This is a genomic window from Duganella sp. (assembly GCF_039595735.1).
Classification (GTDB): Bacteria; Pseudomonadota; Gammaproteobacteria; order Burkholderiales; family Burkholderiaceae_D; genus Rugamonas.
The window spans coordinates 66,178-80,793 of the sequence record NZ_JBCNLB010000021.1; the positions used below are offsets into that span (position 1 = coordinate 66,178).

Consider the following 14,616-nt stretch of genomic DNA (forward strand, 5'->3'; position numbering starts at 1 on the left):
CGGTGGGGCAATTTTTATCAAAATGCCTGAAAATGGCATGATTTTGCCTGGAATTGTTAGTCCGTGGTGGCCGTTTCCGGCGCCGGTTCCGCGCCGTCGCCCGGCGGCACGGTCAGGCTGCGGAAGGCCTTCGGCGTGCAGCCATATTCATCCTTGAACAGCTTGTTGAAGTAGGAGACGTTGGCATAGCCGACCGAATAGGCGATTTCCGCCACCGTGGCGCTGCCGCGATCGGCCAACAGCCGCGCGGCCTCGGTCAGGCGCAATTTGTTCAGATAGGTGCTGAAGGTCAGGCCCAGCTCCGCCTTGAGCAATTCGTTGACTTTCTTGCGGTTGACCCCGGTTTCGGCCACAACTGCTTCAAGATCCAGTTCGGTATTGGCGTAGTTGGTGGCGATAAACCGCAGCACGGCGGCTTTTTCCTTGTCGCGGTAAGGTTCCAGCGTCAGCTGGCGGTAAGCCATGAAGGGCAGATCCTGTTTGAGCTGACTATTCAGGCTGGCCACCAGCGCGCGCGAATGGGCGATGAACAGCCAGACGGCAAAGCCCAGGCCGCTGGCCATCAGCCAGACCGCCAGCGCGGCGATATAGCGATAATCGCGGCCGTTCAGCGACAATTCGGTGATTTCCGCGTACGAGTCGACATTGCGCGGGCTCTGGGAACTGGTGCCGAAGCCGATTTTCGGCACGTGGTCCAGCTTGAAGGTCTGACGGGCGATATCCCGCTTCAGCAGGTCAAACCACCATTGCGGAATGCTCAGGTGGGCCAGGCTCAGCTTGTTGCGCACGCCTTGCTCGGTACAGGCGAAGTAGGTCACCGGGGTGGGATAGGTCAGCAGATTGCCGCGCTGGGAGAATTGCTCGTCCAGGGTGGGGATGTTCATGGTCAGGGAATTGGCCGGTTTGCACTTGGCCACCAGTTCGACCGAACTGTATCGGGTCAGGTCCACCAGGGTGGGGGCGCCGGCGCTGTCGACGAAATGCAGGTCGGTGGAGGCGTAACTGTCGCGGTCGGCCAGGTTGAAATCAAAGCGCAGGCGGTCGTCCGCCACCTGCACCTTGGTGTGCGGGTTGCGGCCCTCCGCCGTGGTGGGTAGGCGCCAGGGCAGCGGTTCGGCCTGCGCCGGCAGCAGCGGTGTACGCAGATTGCTTTGGTAAATGCAAATACACGCGACCAGGGCATCAACAAGCAATAACAGTATCAAAGCCGTCAAGGCTTTCTTGTAAAACTTTTGCATAACGCGGATCGGTAAATTGTTTTGCTGCAACGCAGCGCAGACGCACATGCATACCGTGCGTTGGCATCATAACAGCTAGCCGCGTCTTCCCAGCACAACAATTACCGTGCGGCGTCCCTTCAGGGATTGGCGGCGCGGACAGGCGGTGACAATTCGATTTTGAAGGCAGCCGCCTGCGTGGCCGGCAGGGGCTGGGGCAGCTTGACCACCAGCGCGTCGTCGCGCTGGGTCCAGGTCAGCGCCGCCTTGTGGCCCAGCAGCCGGACCGACTGGATCGGCGCGCCGGCGTACCTCGCTTTTTTGCCAAGCGACTGGATCACCACTTCGGCGCTTGGCTGGCCCAGGGTGATGGCGTACACCGCGTTGCCCTTGGCGGTGAAGCGGATGTCCTGCGCCGTGTATGCACCGTTCTCGTTCATGGCGCCGCCGGCGTGCTGGGTCGGCCCCTCACCGTACACCTTCCACGGCCGGGTGCCATAGATCGCCTCGCCATTGACACCGATCCAGACCGCCATCTCGTCCAGGAATTTGCGCGATTCTGGCGGCAGGCTGCCATCCGCATACTGCACCACGTTGAGCAGCAGATTGCCATTCTTGCTGACGATATCGGCCAGCATGTAAATCACCTCGGCGGTGGACTTGTACTTGTAGCCATCGCTGTAGAACCAGTCGCCGATCGAGGTATCGGTCTGCCATGGCTGCGGGTGAATGCCGCTCAACACGCCGCGTTCCACGTCGAGGACGCCGGCATCGGAGAAGTCACCGGAGCCCTGGCTCTTGTGCGTGTAGACGGCGTTCAGGCGGCCGTTGTGGGCAGCCAGATTGCCGTTGTAGTAGTTGGCGATCAGCGTGCGGCCGACGGCGCCGAACGGCAGGCCGCCGTCGGTGTATAGCAGGTCGGGCTGGTAGCTATCGAGCAGGTCGCTGATGCGCTTGAACCATTCCTCATGCCAGGCCGGGCTGGTGGCGTACCAGTTATCCAGGTTGTCATGCAGGCCCTCGTCATGGGCCGGATGGTACAGTTCCTGATAGGCGGGATTGGCGCCGTCATACGGCACACCGGCCAGCGGCCCGCTCTTGTCCTGGCCATGGCTGGTGGCCAGCCAGCCGTAGCTGGCGCCCAGGTGCTCGGACACGCCAAACGCCAGGCCGCGCTTGCGCGCCGCCTGCTGCCAGACGCCGACGATGTCGCGGTGCGGTCCCATATTGACCGCGTTCCAGCTGTGATAGCGAGAATTCCACAGGTCGAAGTTATCGTGGTGGACCGCCATGCTGACGAAGTATTTCGCGCCCGCCTTGGCGTACAACGCCATCAGCGCATCCGGATCGAAACGCTCCGCATGCCACAAGGGGATGATGTCCTTGTAGCCGGTTTGGGATGGGTGGCCATAGTGCTGCAGATGGTGCTGATATTGCGGATGTCCCTCGATATACATGTTGCGCGCATACCAGTCGCCGGCGCGCGGCACCGCCTGCGGCCCCCAATGCGACCAGATGCCGAATTTGGCATCACGGAACCATTCTGGCACCTGGTACTGCTTGAACGACGCGGTCTCGCTGGTGAAAGGACCCGGCCGCAAAGGCGCGACATAAGCGTCTGCGGAGAATGCGGGCGGCGTGCAGGTCAGCAGGGCAGTGAATATCCAGCGTCGAAGGGGACGAGGCGCCATCGGTCGGTCTCCGTTATCGGTATGGGCAACCAGACGATGATAACGCGGGCAGCGCGCTTCGCGACGGGCTTGAGAAATACTGTTCGCGCACTCGGTAAATTTCATAAGCAGCGATAACCTGCGCACGGCGATTGATATCGCTTCCGATATGGCGGTTTTTTCTAACAAGCTTATTTGGAATTGTTCGTTTTATTGCGCGGTCGGCCAGCTTATATTGGCGGCCATGCGTACCGTATCTTTTGCCACCTCAGCGCGCGACCAGTTACTCGGCAGCGAATTCCGCCGCAGTTACGGCTGGCTGACGACCAGCGTCCATCGCCTGGTTGGCTCGCGCTGCGACGCGGAAGATCTGGCCGCATCGGCGTTCACCGAGCTGGCGGGCATGGAGGATGTCAGCCATGTCCGGCAGCCACGTGCGCTGCTGACCACTATCGCACGCCGCCTGACGTATGAATTCTGGCGCCGCCGCGACCTGGAACGCGCCTATCTTGAACAGTTGGCGCTGGCGCCGGAGTTTTACGACGCGTCGGCGGAAGAGATCTGTGTCGCCGTCGACGAATTGATGCGCATCGACGCCGCGCTGCAAGGCTTGAGCGCCAAGGCACGTGAAGCCTTCATTCTCAGCCAGTTCGAGGAACTGACCTACGCGGAGATCGCTCAGCGCCTGGGCGTTTCGGTCAGCATGGTGCGCAAGTATCTGACGCAGGCGCTGACTGCCTGTTATGCAATTGCATGAAGCTGGGCGCAGCCGAGCAGCAGGCGATCATGTGGGAAGTGCGCCTGCGTGAAGGAGATGTCGGCGCCAAGATGCTGAATGAGTTCGACCGCTGGCGCTTGGCGGAAGCAGCCAATGAACAGGCGTGGAACGCTCTGCAGCAGCGCCTGTCGCGCATCGGCGGCGCCCGAGTGCGTGACGTCTCGGCTGTGGTGCACGCCTTGCGAACGCCGGCCATTGAGCGCCGTCGCGCGTTGCGGGCCGCCTTCGGTCTGCTGGCGCTGGGATGCGGAACTTGGGGCTTGCGCGAAGGCGTGCATGGCCTGGGCCTGGATGCGGATTGGCGCAGCGCTGTCGGCCAACGTGGTGCGGGCGCGCTGGCCGACGGCACGCCATTGGTGTATGACGCCAATAGCCGCATTTATCTGGCGGGGAGCAGTGCCGTGCCCGTGCTGGACCTGCAGCAGGGACAATTGCTGGTGAAGTCATGGCCGCAGCGCCAGGGCGTGCTAGGCGTGACAACCGCGCACGGCACGGTGGTCACGGAGGGCGCGGAGTTCAGCGTTGGCCGGCTGCTGAAGCGCAGCGTGATTGCGGTCAGTTCCGGCGTGGCGCTGTTGCGGCCCAACTATGGCCCCGCAGTGCGGGTGCCCGCCGGCGAGACATTCTACTTCGGTCCGCGCGGAGCGCAGGCTTGTGAACTGTCGTTTAACGCCGTCAGCGCCTGGACGCGCGGCGTTTGTGTGGCCGACCGCATGCCGCTGGCGGAACTGCTGGAGATCTTCGGCCGTTATCGCAAGGGATTGTTGCGGGTGAGCGGAGCGGCGGCGGCCATGGAGGTCAGCGGTGTGTTTCGCCTGGACGATATCGAGCGCGCCCTGTTGCAGGTGGTGGATATTTTGCCGCTGCGTGTGCAGCGCTACGGCGGCTATCTGACCGTCTTGAGCGCCATCTAAAAAAATTCTCGGTTTGTGGTGACGCTTTTCGATTCTCGCTGCACATGGGTAGTGAAGCGCCTTGATCGAGGCGCCATAACCTTGTGAGGCACGTTTTGCAAAAACCACAGCACATCCTGGCCATCCTGGCCGTAACACAGTTACTCGCCTTGCCGGCAGCGCTGGCGCAGGACGCCACCCGTCATCAATACCAGCTGGCCGGAGCGCCACTCGACAAGACTTTGCTGCGCATTGCCGCCGAGAGCGGCGTGGCGCTAGCCTATGATCCCAAGCTGCTGGAATCGGTGCGCTCGGCGCCGGTCAATGGCAATTACAGCGCCACCGAGGCGATTACCCGCGCGCTGGAAGGCACGGGCTTTGAGCTGGTGAGTGCGGGCGGCGGGCGCACATTGACCGTACGGCGCGCCCTGACCGTGCCTGCCGTGGCACGTCCCGCCGTGCAGGCGGTGATGACACCGGCGGCGCTGCGCACGCCGGCGCTTGCCGTTGCCGCCGCCGAGGCGCCGAACAACGAGGTCCTGGCGCGCGTGACTGTCAGTGCCGCCAAGCGTGCAGCACCGGGACAGGATACCGATGACGTGCAGCGCGCGCCGACGGCTTCGTATCGTGTCAGCGGCGAGCAGTTGGAACAACAGAACCTGACCACGCTGGAAGATCTGCAGCAACTGGTACCAGGGCTGGTTATCCAGAGCACCGATCCTTCCGATACGCAGATTACCATCCGTGGCATTGGCGACGGAGGCGGTCAGGCCAGCGGCGACCAGAATATCGGCATGCCCAGCAGCGTGGCGATTTATGTCGACAACGTATATCTGCCGCGCGCCGGCATGTTGAGCAGCGGCTTGGGCGATATCGAGTATGCGGAAGTATTGAGCGGCGCGCAGGGCACGACCTTTGGCGCCAACGCCACCGGCGGCGTGGTGAATATCCACACCCGCGCCCCCAGCTTTACGCCAGAGGCTTCAGCCTCGCTGTCGTATGGCCAGCACGGGTACACGCGCGGCCGCGCCCTGTTGTCTGGCGCCTTGTCCGGGAGCTGGGCTGGCCGTCTTAACCTCGTGTACACCAATAACGATGGCCCGGTGACCAATCTCCGTAACGGCAACAAGGTTGCCGGTGTCACCAGCACCGGCGCGCGTGGCCAGCTGTTGTGCAAGCGCGGCGATCATTTTGACTTGCGCCTGAGCGCCGACATTAACGTCACCAATAGCGAGCCGACGCCGGTGCTGTTGGCCACCAATGTGTTCAGTGGCGTGGACGGCTTCCTCAAGCATTCGGCGGGGGTCGGCAACCACGTTGTGTACGGGCCGAACGTGGACCTGGATGACGAAAACAATGTGCACGTGAAGCAGGGCGGCGTATCGGCGGAGGCCAACTGGCGTTTCGACAGCGGCTACAAACTGCGTTCCGTGACCTCGTATCGCTTCTTCCGCTCGGACCCGAGCGTGGCCGATGGCCTGAGCGTGGGCGTGTATAACAATACCGGTACACGCGTGATCGACCGCAGCTGGTCGCAGGACCTGCGGCTGGATTCGCCGGTTGGGGAGGTCTTTGATTACGCGATTGGCCTGACGTATCTGGGCCAGCATCTGGATACGCTGGCACATACGCGCTACACCAACAACAAGCTGGCTGGCATTTATCTTGATTCGGCCAGCTACAACGGCCTGGATGTGATCCGTGTCGGCCAGGTGCACGACTATATGGCGTCGCCGTATGCGCAGGGCACCTGGCACTTTGCGCCGACCTGGGATGTAACGGCCGGGGTGCGCGCCAACTACCAGGAGAAGGGCGGCTGGTTCGTGCGCTATAACCGCGCGGCTTTCAATTCGGGTTATCTGCAGGAATATCACGTCCTGCCGTCGGCAACGCTGGTGCTGAAGCACGAACTGTCAAGCGCCTGGAATGCCTATCTGGCCGGTTCGTACGGCGAAAAGTCTGGCGGCCTGAATATTTCGGCCGGCGCGGCCAAGGCAGCCGGCTACGACACACTGCTGATCAAACCTGAAAAGACCAAGAGTGTGGAGCTGGGGATCAAGGGGGCGCTGCTGGATAACAAGGTCCGGCTTGCCGCTGATCTGTTCCAGACCGAGATTACCGACTTCCAGACGCAAGGCTACAACCCGGACGACCAGCAGACTTACCTGATGAATGCCGGCAGCTTCCGTTCGCGCGGCGCCGAGGCGACCGTCGCGGCGACCCTGGCCAAAGGTTGGGACCTGAACCTGGCGGGCATCTACAATGCGGCGAATTACACCGACTACGAGAATGCGCGCTGCCCGGCGGAGGTGACTTTGTCGCCAAAGCCGCCGGCATCGTGCAATCTGACCGGCCAGCGCGTGTTCAATGCGCCGCGCACCACCTGGAACGTCAGCACCCGTTATGCGTGGCGCAGCGACAGCGGTCTGGAAAACTTTGTCAGCGCCCGGTATTCGTATCGCGGCTGGATGTACGGCACGGTGGACAACTCGCGCCTGACGCGAGTGGAGGGCTATGGCCTGGCTTCTTTCTCGGCCGGCACTGGCGGGCGACTGGCTCAGGGCGATTGGACCGCGTCACTGTGGGTGAACAACGCTTTTGACAAGCAGTATTACCGTCGCGTGGGCGCCGGCGACTACGGTTCGGTGTGGGCATGGCTGGGCGAGGCGCGCACCGTCGGCGCAACGCTGGCGTACAAATACTAAGGAGCGGGGCGATGAGTGGAACGCTCGACAGGCGGCAGTTCTTCAAGCTGGCGGCGCTGCTGACGGGCGGTGTGGCGTCGGCTTCTGCGGATGCCGGCAACGCGCCGGCCAAAAGCGGCTTGCAGGAAGATGCCGGTGCTGGCGGAACGCGCTTGCATTGGCTGGATGGCCTGCCCGCGGATTTCAAGGGCACGACCTGGGGCGTGCCGTGGTCACAGGGGCGCGTTCCGGCGGACGCCGCGTTTGAATTGCTGCCAGTGGACCCGGGGCAGGGTGGTGCACTGGAAGTGCAGTCATGGCCGCTGGCGTACTGGCCGGACGGCACGCTGAAATGGTCCGCCCATGCGCTGCCGCCGGCCTTCCCCGGAGCCGCTCCTGCGACCGGCTACGAACTCCAGCCGCGCATCAAGGACGTTCCTCCACGGGCGCCCATTACCGGAGCCGGCAACGCCGCGGCAACCGAGGCGACCCGACGCGGGCTGCTGGCGGAGCTGCGGGCGGACGCTATCGTCGTCGATACGGGGCCGATGCGGTGCACGCTGGCGCGCACGGGGGGGATTCTGGTCAGCGCCGCCCTGCGCGATGGCAAACCGCTATTGAAAGACGGTAGCCTGGTACTGCTGGTCGATGGCGCGGCCGACGCTGAAAGCAGCGCCGCTACCCGCCGCGCCTATCAAAGCGTCATCGAATCAAGCACGCTGGAGCAAAATGGCACGCAGCGCGCGGTCGTGCGGGTCACCGGCACGCATCGCCATGTAGACGGCCAGACCCTGCTGCCGTTTACCGTACGCCTGTACTTCTACCAGAACTCTGATGCGATCCGCATCGTCCATACGCTGGTTTATGATGCCGATCCGGCCCAGGCGTTCATACGAGGCGTCGGACTGCGTTTTGGCGTGCCGTTGACGGCGCCATTGTACGACCGCCACATCCGCTTTGCCGGCGCCAACGGCGGCGTGTTCGCGGAAGCCGTGCAGGGCTTGACCGGTCTGCGGCGGGATGCCGGCGCCGCCGCCGGGGCGCAACTGCAGGGCAAAGCCGTCCAAGCTGCCGCCATTCCCGCCAACGTCAGCAAAAATCTGCGCTACGTGCCGACCTTCGGCAGCTACACCCTGCTGCAGGCGCACCCGGACGGCTACAGCATCAGCAAACGCACCGGCAAGAGGCAAGGCGCCGTCCATGCGGCCAGCGGCCAGCGCGCCGCAGGCACGGGCTACCTGGGCACGCCGGAAGGCGGCGTCGCCTTCGGCATCCGCAACTTCTGGCAAAGCTATCCCGGCCAGATCGACATTCTGGACGCCGAGACCAGCCAGGCCACCGTGACGCTGTGGTTGTGGGCGCCCAAGGCACAGGCCATGGATCTGCGCTTCTACCACGACGGCCTGGGCGAGACCGATCACGCCAGACAGCGCGATGCGCTGGATATCACCTACGAGGACTATGAGCCGGAATTCGGCACACCGTACGGCGTCGCCCGCACCAGCGAACTGGAACTGCAGCTGATGCCGGCCACGCCCAGCCACGTGCAGATGGCGGCGATCAGCCAGCGCATGCAAACCCCGCCACTGCTGACCGCATCGCCTCAGCGTCTTTACAGCGCCGGCATCTTCAGCGAATACTGGCATCCAGCGGCCAGCCAATCTACCAAGATCGATAAACAACTGGCATGGGTGTTCGACTTCTATCGCAATCAGGTGGAGGAGCGCCGCTGGTACGGCTATTGGGATTACGGTGATGTGATGCACACCTACGACGCACAGCGTCACATGTGGCGCTACGACGTCGGCGGCTACGCGTGGGATAACTCGGAACTGAGCACCGAGATCTGGCTTTGGCACTACTACCTGCGCAGCGGCCGCGCCGATGCCTACCGCATGGCCGAAGCCATGACGCGCCATACCGGCGAAGTTGATGTCCACCACATCGGCCCATACAGCCCGCTGGGCACGCGCCACGGCGTGCAGCACTGGGGCGACAGCGCCAAGCAGCTGCGCGTATCCACCGCCATTAACCGCCGCTTCCTTTACTACCTGAGTGCGGATGAGCGTGTGGGTGATCTGCTGCGCGAACAGGTGGATGCTGTTGATCGTCTGCGCACCGTGATCCCGGGCCGCAAGATCGGCCAGAAGCCGCCCGCCACCGAAGCGGACACCCACGCCAGCGTGGCATTCGGCACGGACTGGGGCGCCGTGGCAGCCGCGTGGTATACGGAATGGGAACGCACTGGCCAGGCGCAGTACCGCGACAAGCTGTTGAACAGCATGGCCAGCATCGCCGCCCAGCCGCTTGGCTTCTTCGCCGGAGGCGGCATCATGGATCTGCGCAGCGGCGCCTACCTGCCCAACCCCGATGCAAAGATCAATGTCTCGCACCTGAGCGCTGTCTTTGGCCTGCCGGAAATCGCCAGCGAGTTGATACGCACCGTGCCGCAACCGGCCTTCCGCGAAGCGTGGCTGCGTTACTGCCGGCTGTACAACGCCACGCCGGAGCAGCACAAGGCGGAGCTGGGCCAGGATCTGGGCAAACTCAATCTGGGCCAAGGCCACGCGCGTCTGCTGGCTTACGATGCGCTTCAGCAGATGGACGGTGACGGGCTGGCGCGCGCATGGCGGCAGTTCCGGGAAGGCGGCGCAGGCTTGCGCGACAAGGATCTGGCAGCGCGTCGCGTCAAGCCGCCGCTGGTGCTGAACGAGGTGGAGGAAGCGCCATCCCTATCGACCAACGCGGTAGCGCAATGGGGACTGGGTGCGATCGGCATGCTGGCCCTGGAGGCCCAGGCTGCGGACAAAGCGCTGGTCAGTGACAATTTCGCGCGCTTTGATCCGCGCGTGTGGGCGGTGGAGGCGGAAGCCGGCAGCGCGGCCGGCGCCGCATACGTGGATCACGGCGCGCTGGTGCTGGACGCCAGGCGTGGGCTTACCGTCTGGCTGCGGCGTCAATTGATCGGCCATTACGAGATCAGCTTCACCCGCACCGTGCTGGCGGATGCGCGCTTGTCGGACCTGAACTTCTTCTGGGAGGCGCAACTGCCGGCTGGCTTCACGCAGTCCGGCAAGCTGGAAGACTACGACAGGCTGCGCCTGTTCTATGCCGGCATCGGCGGCAATACCAACAGCACCACGCGCTTCCGCTACTACGATGGGAGCGGCGAACGCAAACTACTGCAGGAGTACACTGCGTCGGCATACCTGCTGAAGGCCGGGCGCCCGTACCGCATCCGCATCGCGGTCGATGCGCGCGGCACACGCCTGTATGTGGACGACCGGGAGATTTTCACTGCGCCCGGTCCGCTGCTGGGCGGTGGTTACTTCGGCTTCCGCACCACTCAGTCTCGCCACAAGGTGGAGCGTTTCATGGTGCAACGCCTGGCTTAAGCCACCAGGCGCCACTCCACGCGGTTGCGGCCGGACTTCTTGGCGTGATACAGCAGGTTGTCGGCCGCGGTGAACAGCTCGGCGCTGGATTCGGCCGCCGCGCTGTTCAGCGTTGCGCCGCCGGCACTGACCGTGAGCATCGGCGCCACGGCGGAGGCTTCGTGCGGAATCTGCAGGTCGGCTATCGCGCCGCAGATGCAGGCCACTACCTGCTGCGCCTGCGCCGCCTCGGTATCCGGAAGCAGCAGCACCATTTCCTCGCCGCCGTAGCGCGCGGCCAGGTCGGCCGGGCGCCGCAGGCCGGAAGCGGCGGTGCGGGCCACGGCGCGCAAGGCGCGGTCGCCGGCCGGGTGGCCATAGTGGTCGTTGTACTGCTTGAAGGCGTCGATATCCAGCAATGCCAGCGACAGTGGACGCCCGCTGCGGCGGCTGCGCTGCCATTCGGCCTCGTAGACTTCGTCGAATCGGCGGCGGTTGGCCAGCTCGGTCAGTCCGTCCACGTGCGCCAGATGTTCCAGCATGCGGCGCTGGCGCACCATCTGCAGGTGCATGGCCACGCGCGCCATCACCACCGTTTCGTTGAACGGTTTGGAGATGTAGTCGGCCGCGCCCATCTTCAGGCCATTGGCTTCATCTTCCGGGCGCCCCAGGCCGGAGATGAAGATGACGGTGATGTGCGCAGTTTGCGCATCGGCGCGCAGGCGGCGCAGCACTTCATAGCCATCCATGTCCGGCATTACCACATCCAGCAGGATCAGATCGGGCAGGTGGCGCAGCGCGCGTTCCAGGGTTTGCTCGCCGTTCCTGGCCAGCAGTACGGTGTGCTCGGGCTTGAGCAGTTCGGCCAGCACCTGCCGGTTGACGATGTCGTCGTCGGCCACGAGCACTTTTTGGGTTCCGGCGAAGTTCATGAGCTTATTTCCAGTTCGTTGTTCAGCGCCCGCGCCAGCGCGCCCAGCGGCGCCAGCGCGGCCTGATATTCGATGTCGTCGACGGCGCGCTGGATCTGTGCCAGCAGGTCGGCATGGCGTAAGACCGCCGGCAGCGCGCGCAGTTCCGTCAGCACGTCTTCGGCGCGGGCGTCGTCGCTGCGCAGGTAGGCTTCCAGGCGTGTGATCAGCAGGCGGGCGTCGCTGTCGCGGTAGCGCACCGGCGCCGGTGGCTCGCCCAGTTGCGCCAGTCCGTTGACCACCACCTCCAGGCCGTCGGCCAGCTCGCCGGCCAGCAGGGCGATCCGGTCCAGGCGGTCGTTGCGCATGGCGTGTTCCAGCGCCTGCGCCTGCGACGCCAGATGGAAGGCGCCGATGTAGGCGGCAGTCGATTTCAGGTTGTGGGTCAGGCTGTACAGCACCTCGTGCCTGCCGCTGGCGACAGCGTCGCGCACGATCCGCACCGCCGGCTTGTACTCCTGCAGGAAGCCGCGGATGCGTTTGTCCAGGCGGCCGCGCTGGCGGTCCACGCTGTCCAGCGCCAGTTGCCAGTCGACGCCAGGTATCGACGGCAGCGGCGAGGTATGGCCGGCATAATCGATCGGCGGCGGCGCCATCTGCAGGGCAGCGCTGGCCTGCGCGCGGCGCGCGGCCAGGCGCGATGGCGGTATCCATTTGATCAGGGTGCGGAACAGCTGCTCCGGCACGATCGGCTTGGTGACATGATCGTTCATGCCGGCCGCGATGCTCTTGTCGCGGTCACCGGCCATGGCATAGGCTGTCATGGCGACGATCGGCAGGTGCTTGCAGCGCTCCATGGCGCGGATGCGGCGGGTGGCGGTGAGGCCATCCATTTCGCGCATCTGCACATCCATCAGCACCAGATCGTAGTCGGTTTCCTCGACCATGCGCAGCGCTTCGCCGCCATGCTCCGCCACATCGATCTGCATGCGCGCGGCGGCCAGGAAGTCCAGCGCCACTTCGCGGTTGTTGGCGTTGTCCTCCACCAGCAGGATGCGGGCGCCGTCCAGCGCCGACAGGTCGCGCATGGCCAGGCCGGCGTTGTCCGAGCGGCGCAGTTCGCGCGCCGGCTGCTGCGGCGTCAGCGGCCAGTCGACCGGCGCGGCGCCATACTCCGCGATGCCAAGGCGGACGATGAAGCTGAAGCGGCTGCCAATGCCTGGTGTGCTCATCACCTGGATGTCGCCGCCCATCAGCTCCACCAGCTGGCGCGAGATGCTCAGCCCCAGTCCTGTGCCGCCGTATTTGCGGGTGGTGGTGGCGCCAGCCTGGTGGAACGACTGGAACAGGCTCGCCACCTGCGACGGCCGCATGCCGATGCCGGTGTCGCTGACCGAGAAGCGCAGCGCCACAGTGTCCGCGGTCTTGTCCATCAGCTCGACCGCGACGATGATTTCGCCGCGCTCGGTGAACTTGACGGCATTGCTGGTCAGGTTGATCAGCACCTGGCTCAGTCGCAAGGGGTCGCCGATCAGGCGCGCCGGCACGTTGCCGTCCACCCGCATCTTCAGCTCCACCCGCGCCGCATCGGACTTGATGACGGTAAGGCTGGATAAATGGTCCAGCATTTCCTGCAGGTCGAACGGCGCCGATTCCAGCCGCAGCTTGCCCGCCTCGATCTTGGAAAAGTCCAGGATGTCGTTGATGACCGCCAGCAGGTGCTCGCCGGCCCCCAGGATCTTGCCCAGGTAGTTTTGCAGCTTGGGGCTGGGCTCGGTCATCAGCGCCAGGCGGCTCATGCCGATGATGGCGTTCATCGGCGTGCGGATTTCGTGGCTCATGTGGGCCAGGAATTCGGATTTGGTACGGGTGGCTTCTTCCGCGCGCAGCATGGCGGTTTGCATGGCCTTGGTGCGCAGGCCGAGAATGCGGGTGAACAGCAGCATGTCGATCATGTTCCCGAACTGCAGCGCATGCATGGTCCAGAAGTTGGCATCGACTTTGCCGCTGATAACCTGGCTGAGGATCGCCGACGAGGTGAAGCTGATGCCCCAGCCGGCCAGGAAGTAGATGCCGACCGCGTCGCCGCGGCGGGTGCGGAAGTAAGCGCCCGGCAGGCCAAGCAGCATCGGCATCACGCCCAGCGTGCTGACGATGACGACCAGCGTGTCCACGCTCATGATGTCGCAGGCGTAGGCCAGCGCGCTGACCACGCACAGCGCGGCGCCGCCTTTCATCAGGCGGCTGAAGATCAGGTCCTTGCCGGTGCGGGCCAGGGCCTGTTCGACAAACAGATAGGCGCCGCAGGAAGCGGCCAGCGCAAAAATGCCGCCGGCATGGATGCTCATCCAGGCATTGGCCTTCCACAGATACTGATTACCGAGCCCGAAAAACTCGACCGAAAACAACGTCGTGCCCAGCACCATCAAGGCGAACTTGCCGAACAGCGGTTCGCGCAGCGTGATCCATTGCGCAAGGCTGTACAGCAGCAGGCACAGACTGAGGCCGGTGAGCACACCTTGCAGTGTTTGCTCATTGAGGGCGGCGCCATGGAAGTTGGCCGGGCGCGCCAGCTTGATCGGCAGGATCATGGCGCCGATGTTTTCCACGCGTAGCAGGATCACATGCTCGGCGCCGGGCGTCAGGTGCAGCAGCGCCGCCGGCACGCGGCTGCGCGCCGCGCCGTCGGCATCGGGCTGCAGGTTGCCGATCACCTGGTGCTGGGCGAGCTTGCCGTCGGTGGCGACGTAAACGTCGACCCGGTTCAGCACCGCGTAGTCGATGCTCAGTATCCATTCGCCGTCGCTGTCGGACGACACCGCAACCGGGATGCGCAGCCACATCACGTCCTTGTGCACGCCCAGCGTGGCATAGGCGGAGTTGGGCACGCTGTAATGCTCCACCGCGGCCAGCGCCGTTTCCGGCGGCAGCTTGCCGTCGGCGTCGGCCATGACCCTGACCGCCGGCCACACTTCGACATCCTGCTGCTGCGCGCCCAGCACCAGCGGTCCGGCGCTGGCGCCAGCCCAACCCGGCGCCAGCAGCAGTGCAAGAATGAATAACAGGTAGCGGGTCAGGTGGCTCAGCAT

Annotated in this window: 9 protein-coding genes; 4 read left to right on the forward strand and 5 right to left on the reverse strand. The window is 64.4% G+C overall.

From position 1 onward, the window contains the following. Positions 1-56 precede the first annotated feature (56 nt). Genes ABDW57_RS24800 through ABDW57_RS24810 form a run of 3 tightly spaced genes read right to left on the reverse strand, consistent with a single transcriptional unit; the run spans position 57 to position 2,908 of the window. On the reverse strand, positions 57-1,193 hold the full coding sequence (locus ABDW57_RS24800; protein WP_343732809.1) for an AraC family transcriptional regulator: 1,137 nt from the start codon (positions 1,191-1,193) through the stop codon (positions 57-59). Further along, positions 1,183-1,308, reverse strand: a complete 126-nt coding sequence (locus ABDW57_RS24805) for a hypothetical protein (protein WP_343732810.1) — start codon at positions 1,306-1,308, stop codon at positions 1,183-1,185. Before ABDW57_RS24805 ends, ABDW57_RS24800 begins: the two co-directional genes overlap by 11 nt. Before the next feature lie 49 nt (positions 1,309-1,357). Beyond that, positions 1,358-2,908: an alpha-L-fucosidase gene (locus tag ABDW57_RS24810; RefSeq protein ID WP_343732811.1), complete on the reverse strand. Its 1,551-nt coding sequence runs from the start codon at positions 2,906-2,908 to the stop codon at positions 1,358-1,360. Positions 2,909-3,131: 223 nt separating this feature from the next. Between ABDW57_RS24810 and ABDW57_RS24815 the strand changes: the two genes are divergently transcribed. The 4 genes from ABDW57_RS24815 to ABDW57_RS24830 all read left to right on the forward strand — a co-directional run bounded on the left by ABDW57_RS24815 (position 3,132) and on the right by ABDW57_RS24830 (position 10,637). After that, positions 3,132-3,644: a sigma-70 family RNA polymerase sigma factor gene (locus tag ABDW57_RS24815; RefSeq protein ID WP_343732812.1), complete on the forward strand. Its 513-nt coding sequence runs from the start codon at positions 3,132-3,134 to the stop codon at positions 3,642-3,644. After that, a complete protein-coding gene (locus tag ABDW57_RS24820) occupies positions 3,641-4,579 on the forward strand; it encodes a DUF4880 domain-containing protein (RefSeq protein WP_343732813.1) in 939 nt (312 codons plus the stop codon). The genes ABDW57_RS24815 and ABDW57_RS24820 overlap by 4 nt, the downstream gene beginning before the upstream one ends. A 95-nt stretch (positions 4,580-4,674) precedes the next feature. Beyond that, the gene (locus ABDW57_RS24825; protein WP_343732814.1) at positions 4,675-7,263 is read left to right on the forward strand and encodes a TonB-dependent receptor; all 2,589 of its coding nucleotides are present in this window, start codon (positions 4,675-4,677) and stop codon (positions 7,261-7,263) included. A gap of 11 nt (positions 7,264-7,274) precedes the next feature. Continuing rightward, positions 7,275-10,637 carry a DUF6250 domain-containing protein gene (locus tag ABDW57_RS24830; protein ID WP_343732815.1) on the forward strand — a complete coding sequence of 1,121 codons (3,363 nt, stop codon included), beginning with the start codon at positions 7,275-7,277 and terminating at the stop codon, positions 10,635-10,637. Here ABDW57_RS24830 and ABDW57_RS24835 read toward each other — a convergent pair. Then, entirely contained in the window at positions 10,634-11,548 is a 915-nt protein-coding gene (locus ABDW57_RS24835) for a diguanylate cyclase (protein WP_343732816.1), read from the reverse strand. The genes ABDW57_RS24830 and ABDW57_RS24835 overlap by 4 nt on opposite strands. Then, positions 11,545-14,616: an ATP-binding protein gene (locus ABDW57_RS24840; protein ID WP_343732817.1), complete on the reverse strand. Its 3,072-nt coding sequence runs from the start codon at positions 14,614-14,616 to the stop codon at positions 11,545-11,547. The genes ABDW57_RS24835 and ABDW57_RS24840 overlap by 4 nt, the downstream gene beginning before the upstream one ends.

Excerpts from the sequence above, each read along its gene's own strand:
- ABDW57_RS24805 (WP_343732810.1), bottom strand. The coding sequence starts at position 1,308 with ATGATGCCAACGCACGGTATGCATGTGCGTCTGCGCTGCGTTGCAGCA.
- ABDW57_RS24810 (WP_343732811.1), bottom strand. The coding sequence starts at position 2,908 with ATGGCGCCTCGTCCCCTTCGACGCTGGATATTCACTGCCCTGCTGACC.
- ABDW57_RS24815 (WP_343732812.1), top strand. The coding sequence starts at position 3,132 with ATGCGTACCGTATCTTTTGCCACCTCAGCGCGCGACCAGTTACTCGGC.
- ABDW57_RS24820 (WP_343732813.1), top strand. The coding sequence starts at position 3,641 with ATGAAGCTGGGCGCAGCCGAGCAGCAGGCGATCATGTGGGAAGTGCGC.
- ABDW57_RS24830 (WP_343732815.1), top strand. The coding sequence starts at position 7,275 with ATGAGTGGAACGCTCGACAGGCGGCAGTTCTTCAAGCTGGCGGCGCTG.
- ABDW57_RS24835 (WP_343732816.1), bottom strand. The coding sequence starts at position 11,548 with ATGAACTTCGCCGGAACCCAAAAAGTGCTCGTGGCCGACGACGACATC.
- ABDW57_RS24840 (WP_343732817.1), bottom strand. The coding sequence starts at position 14,616 with ATGCTGAGCCACCTGACCCGCTACCTGTTATTCATTCTTGCACTGCTG.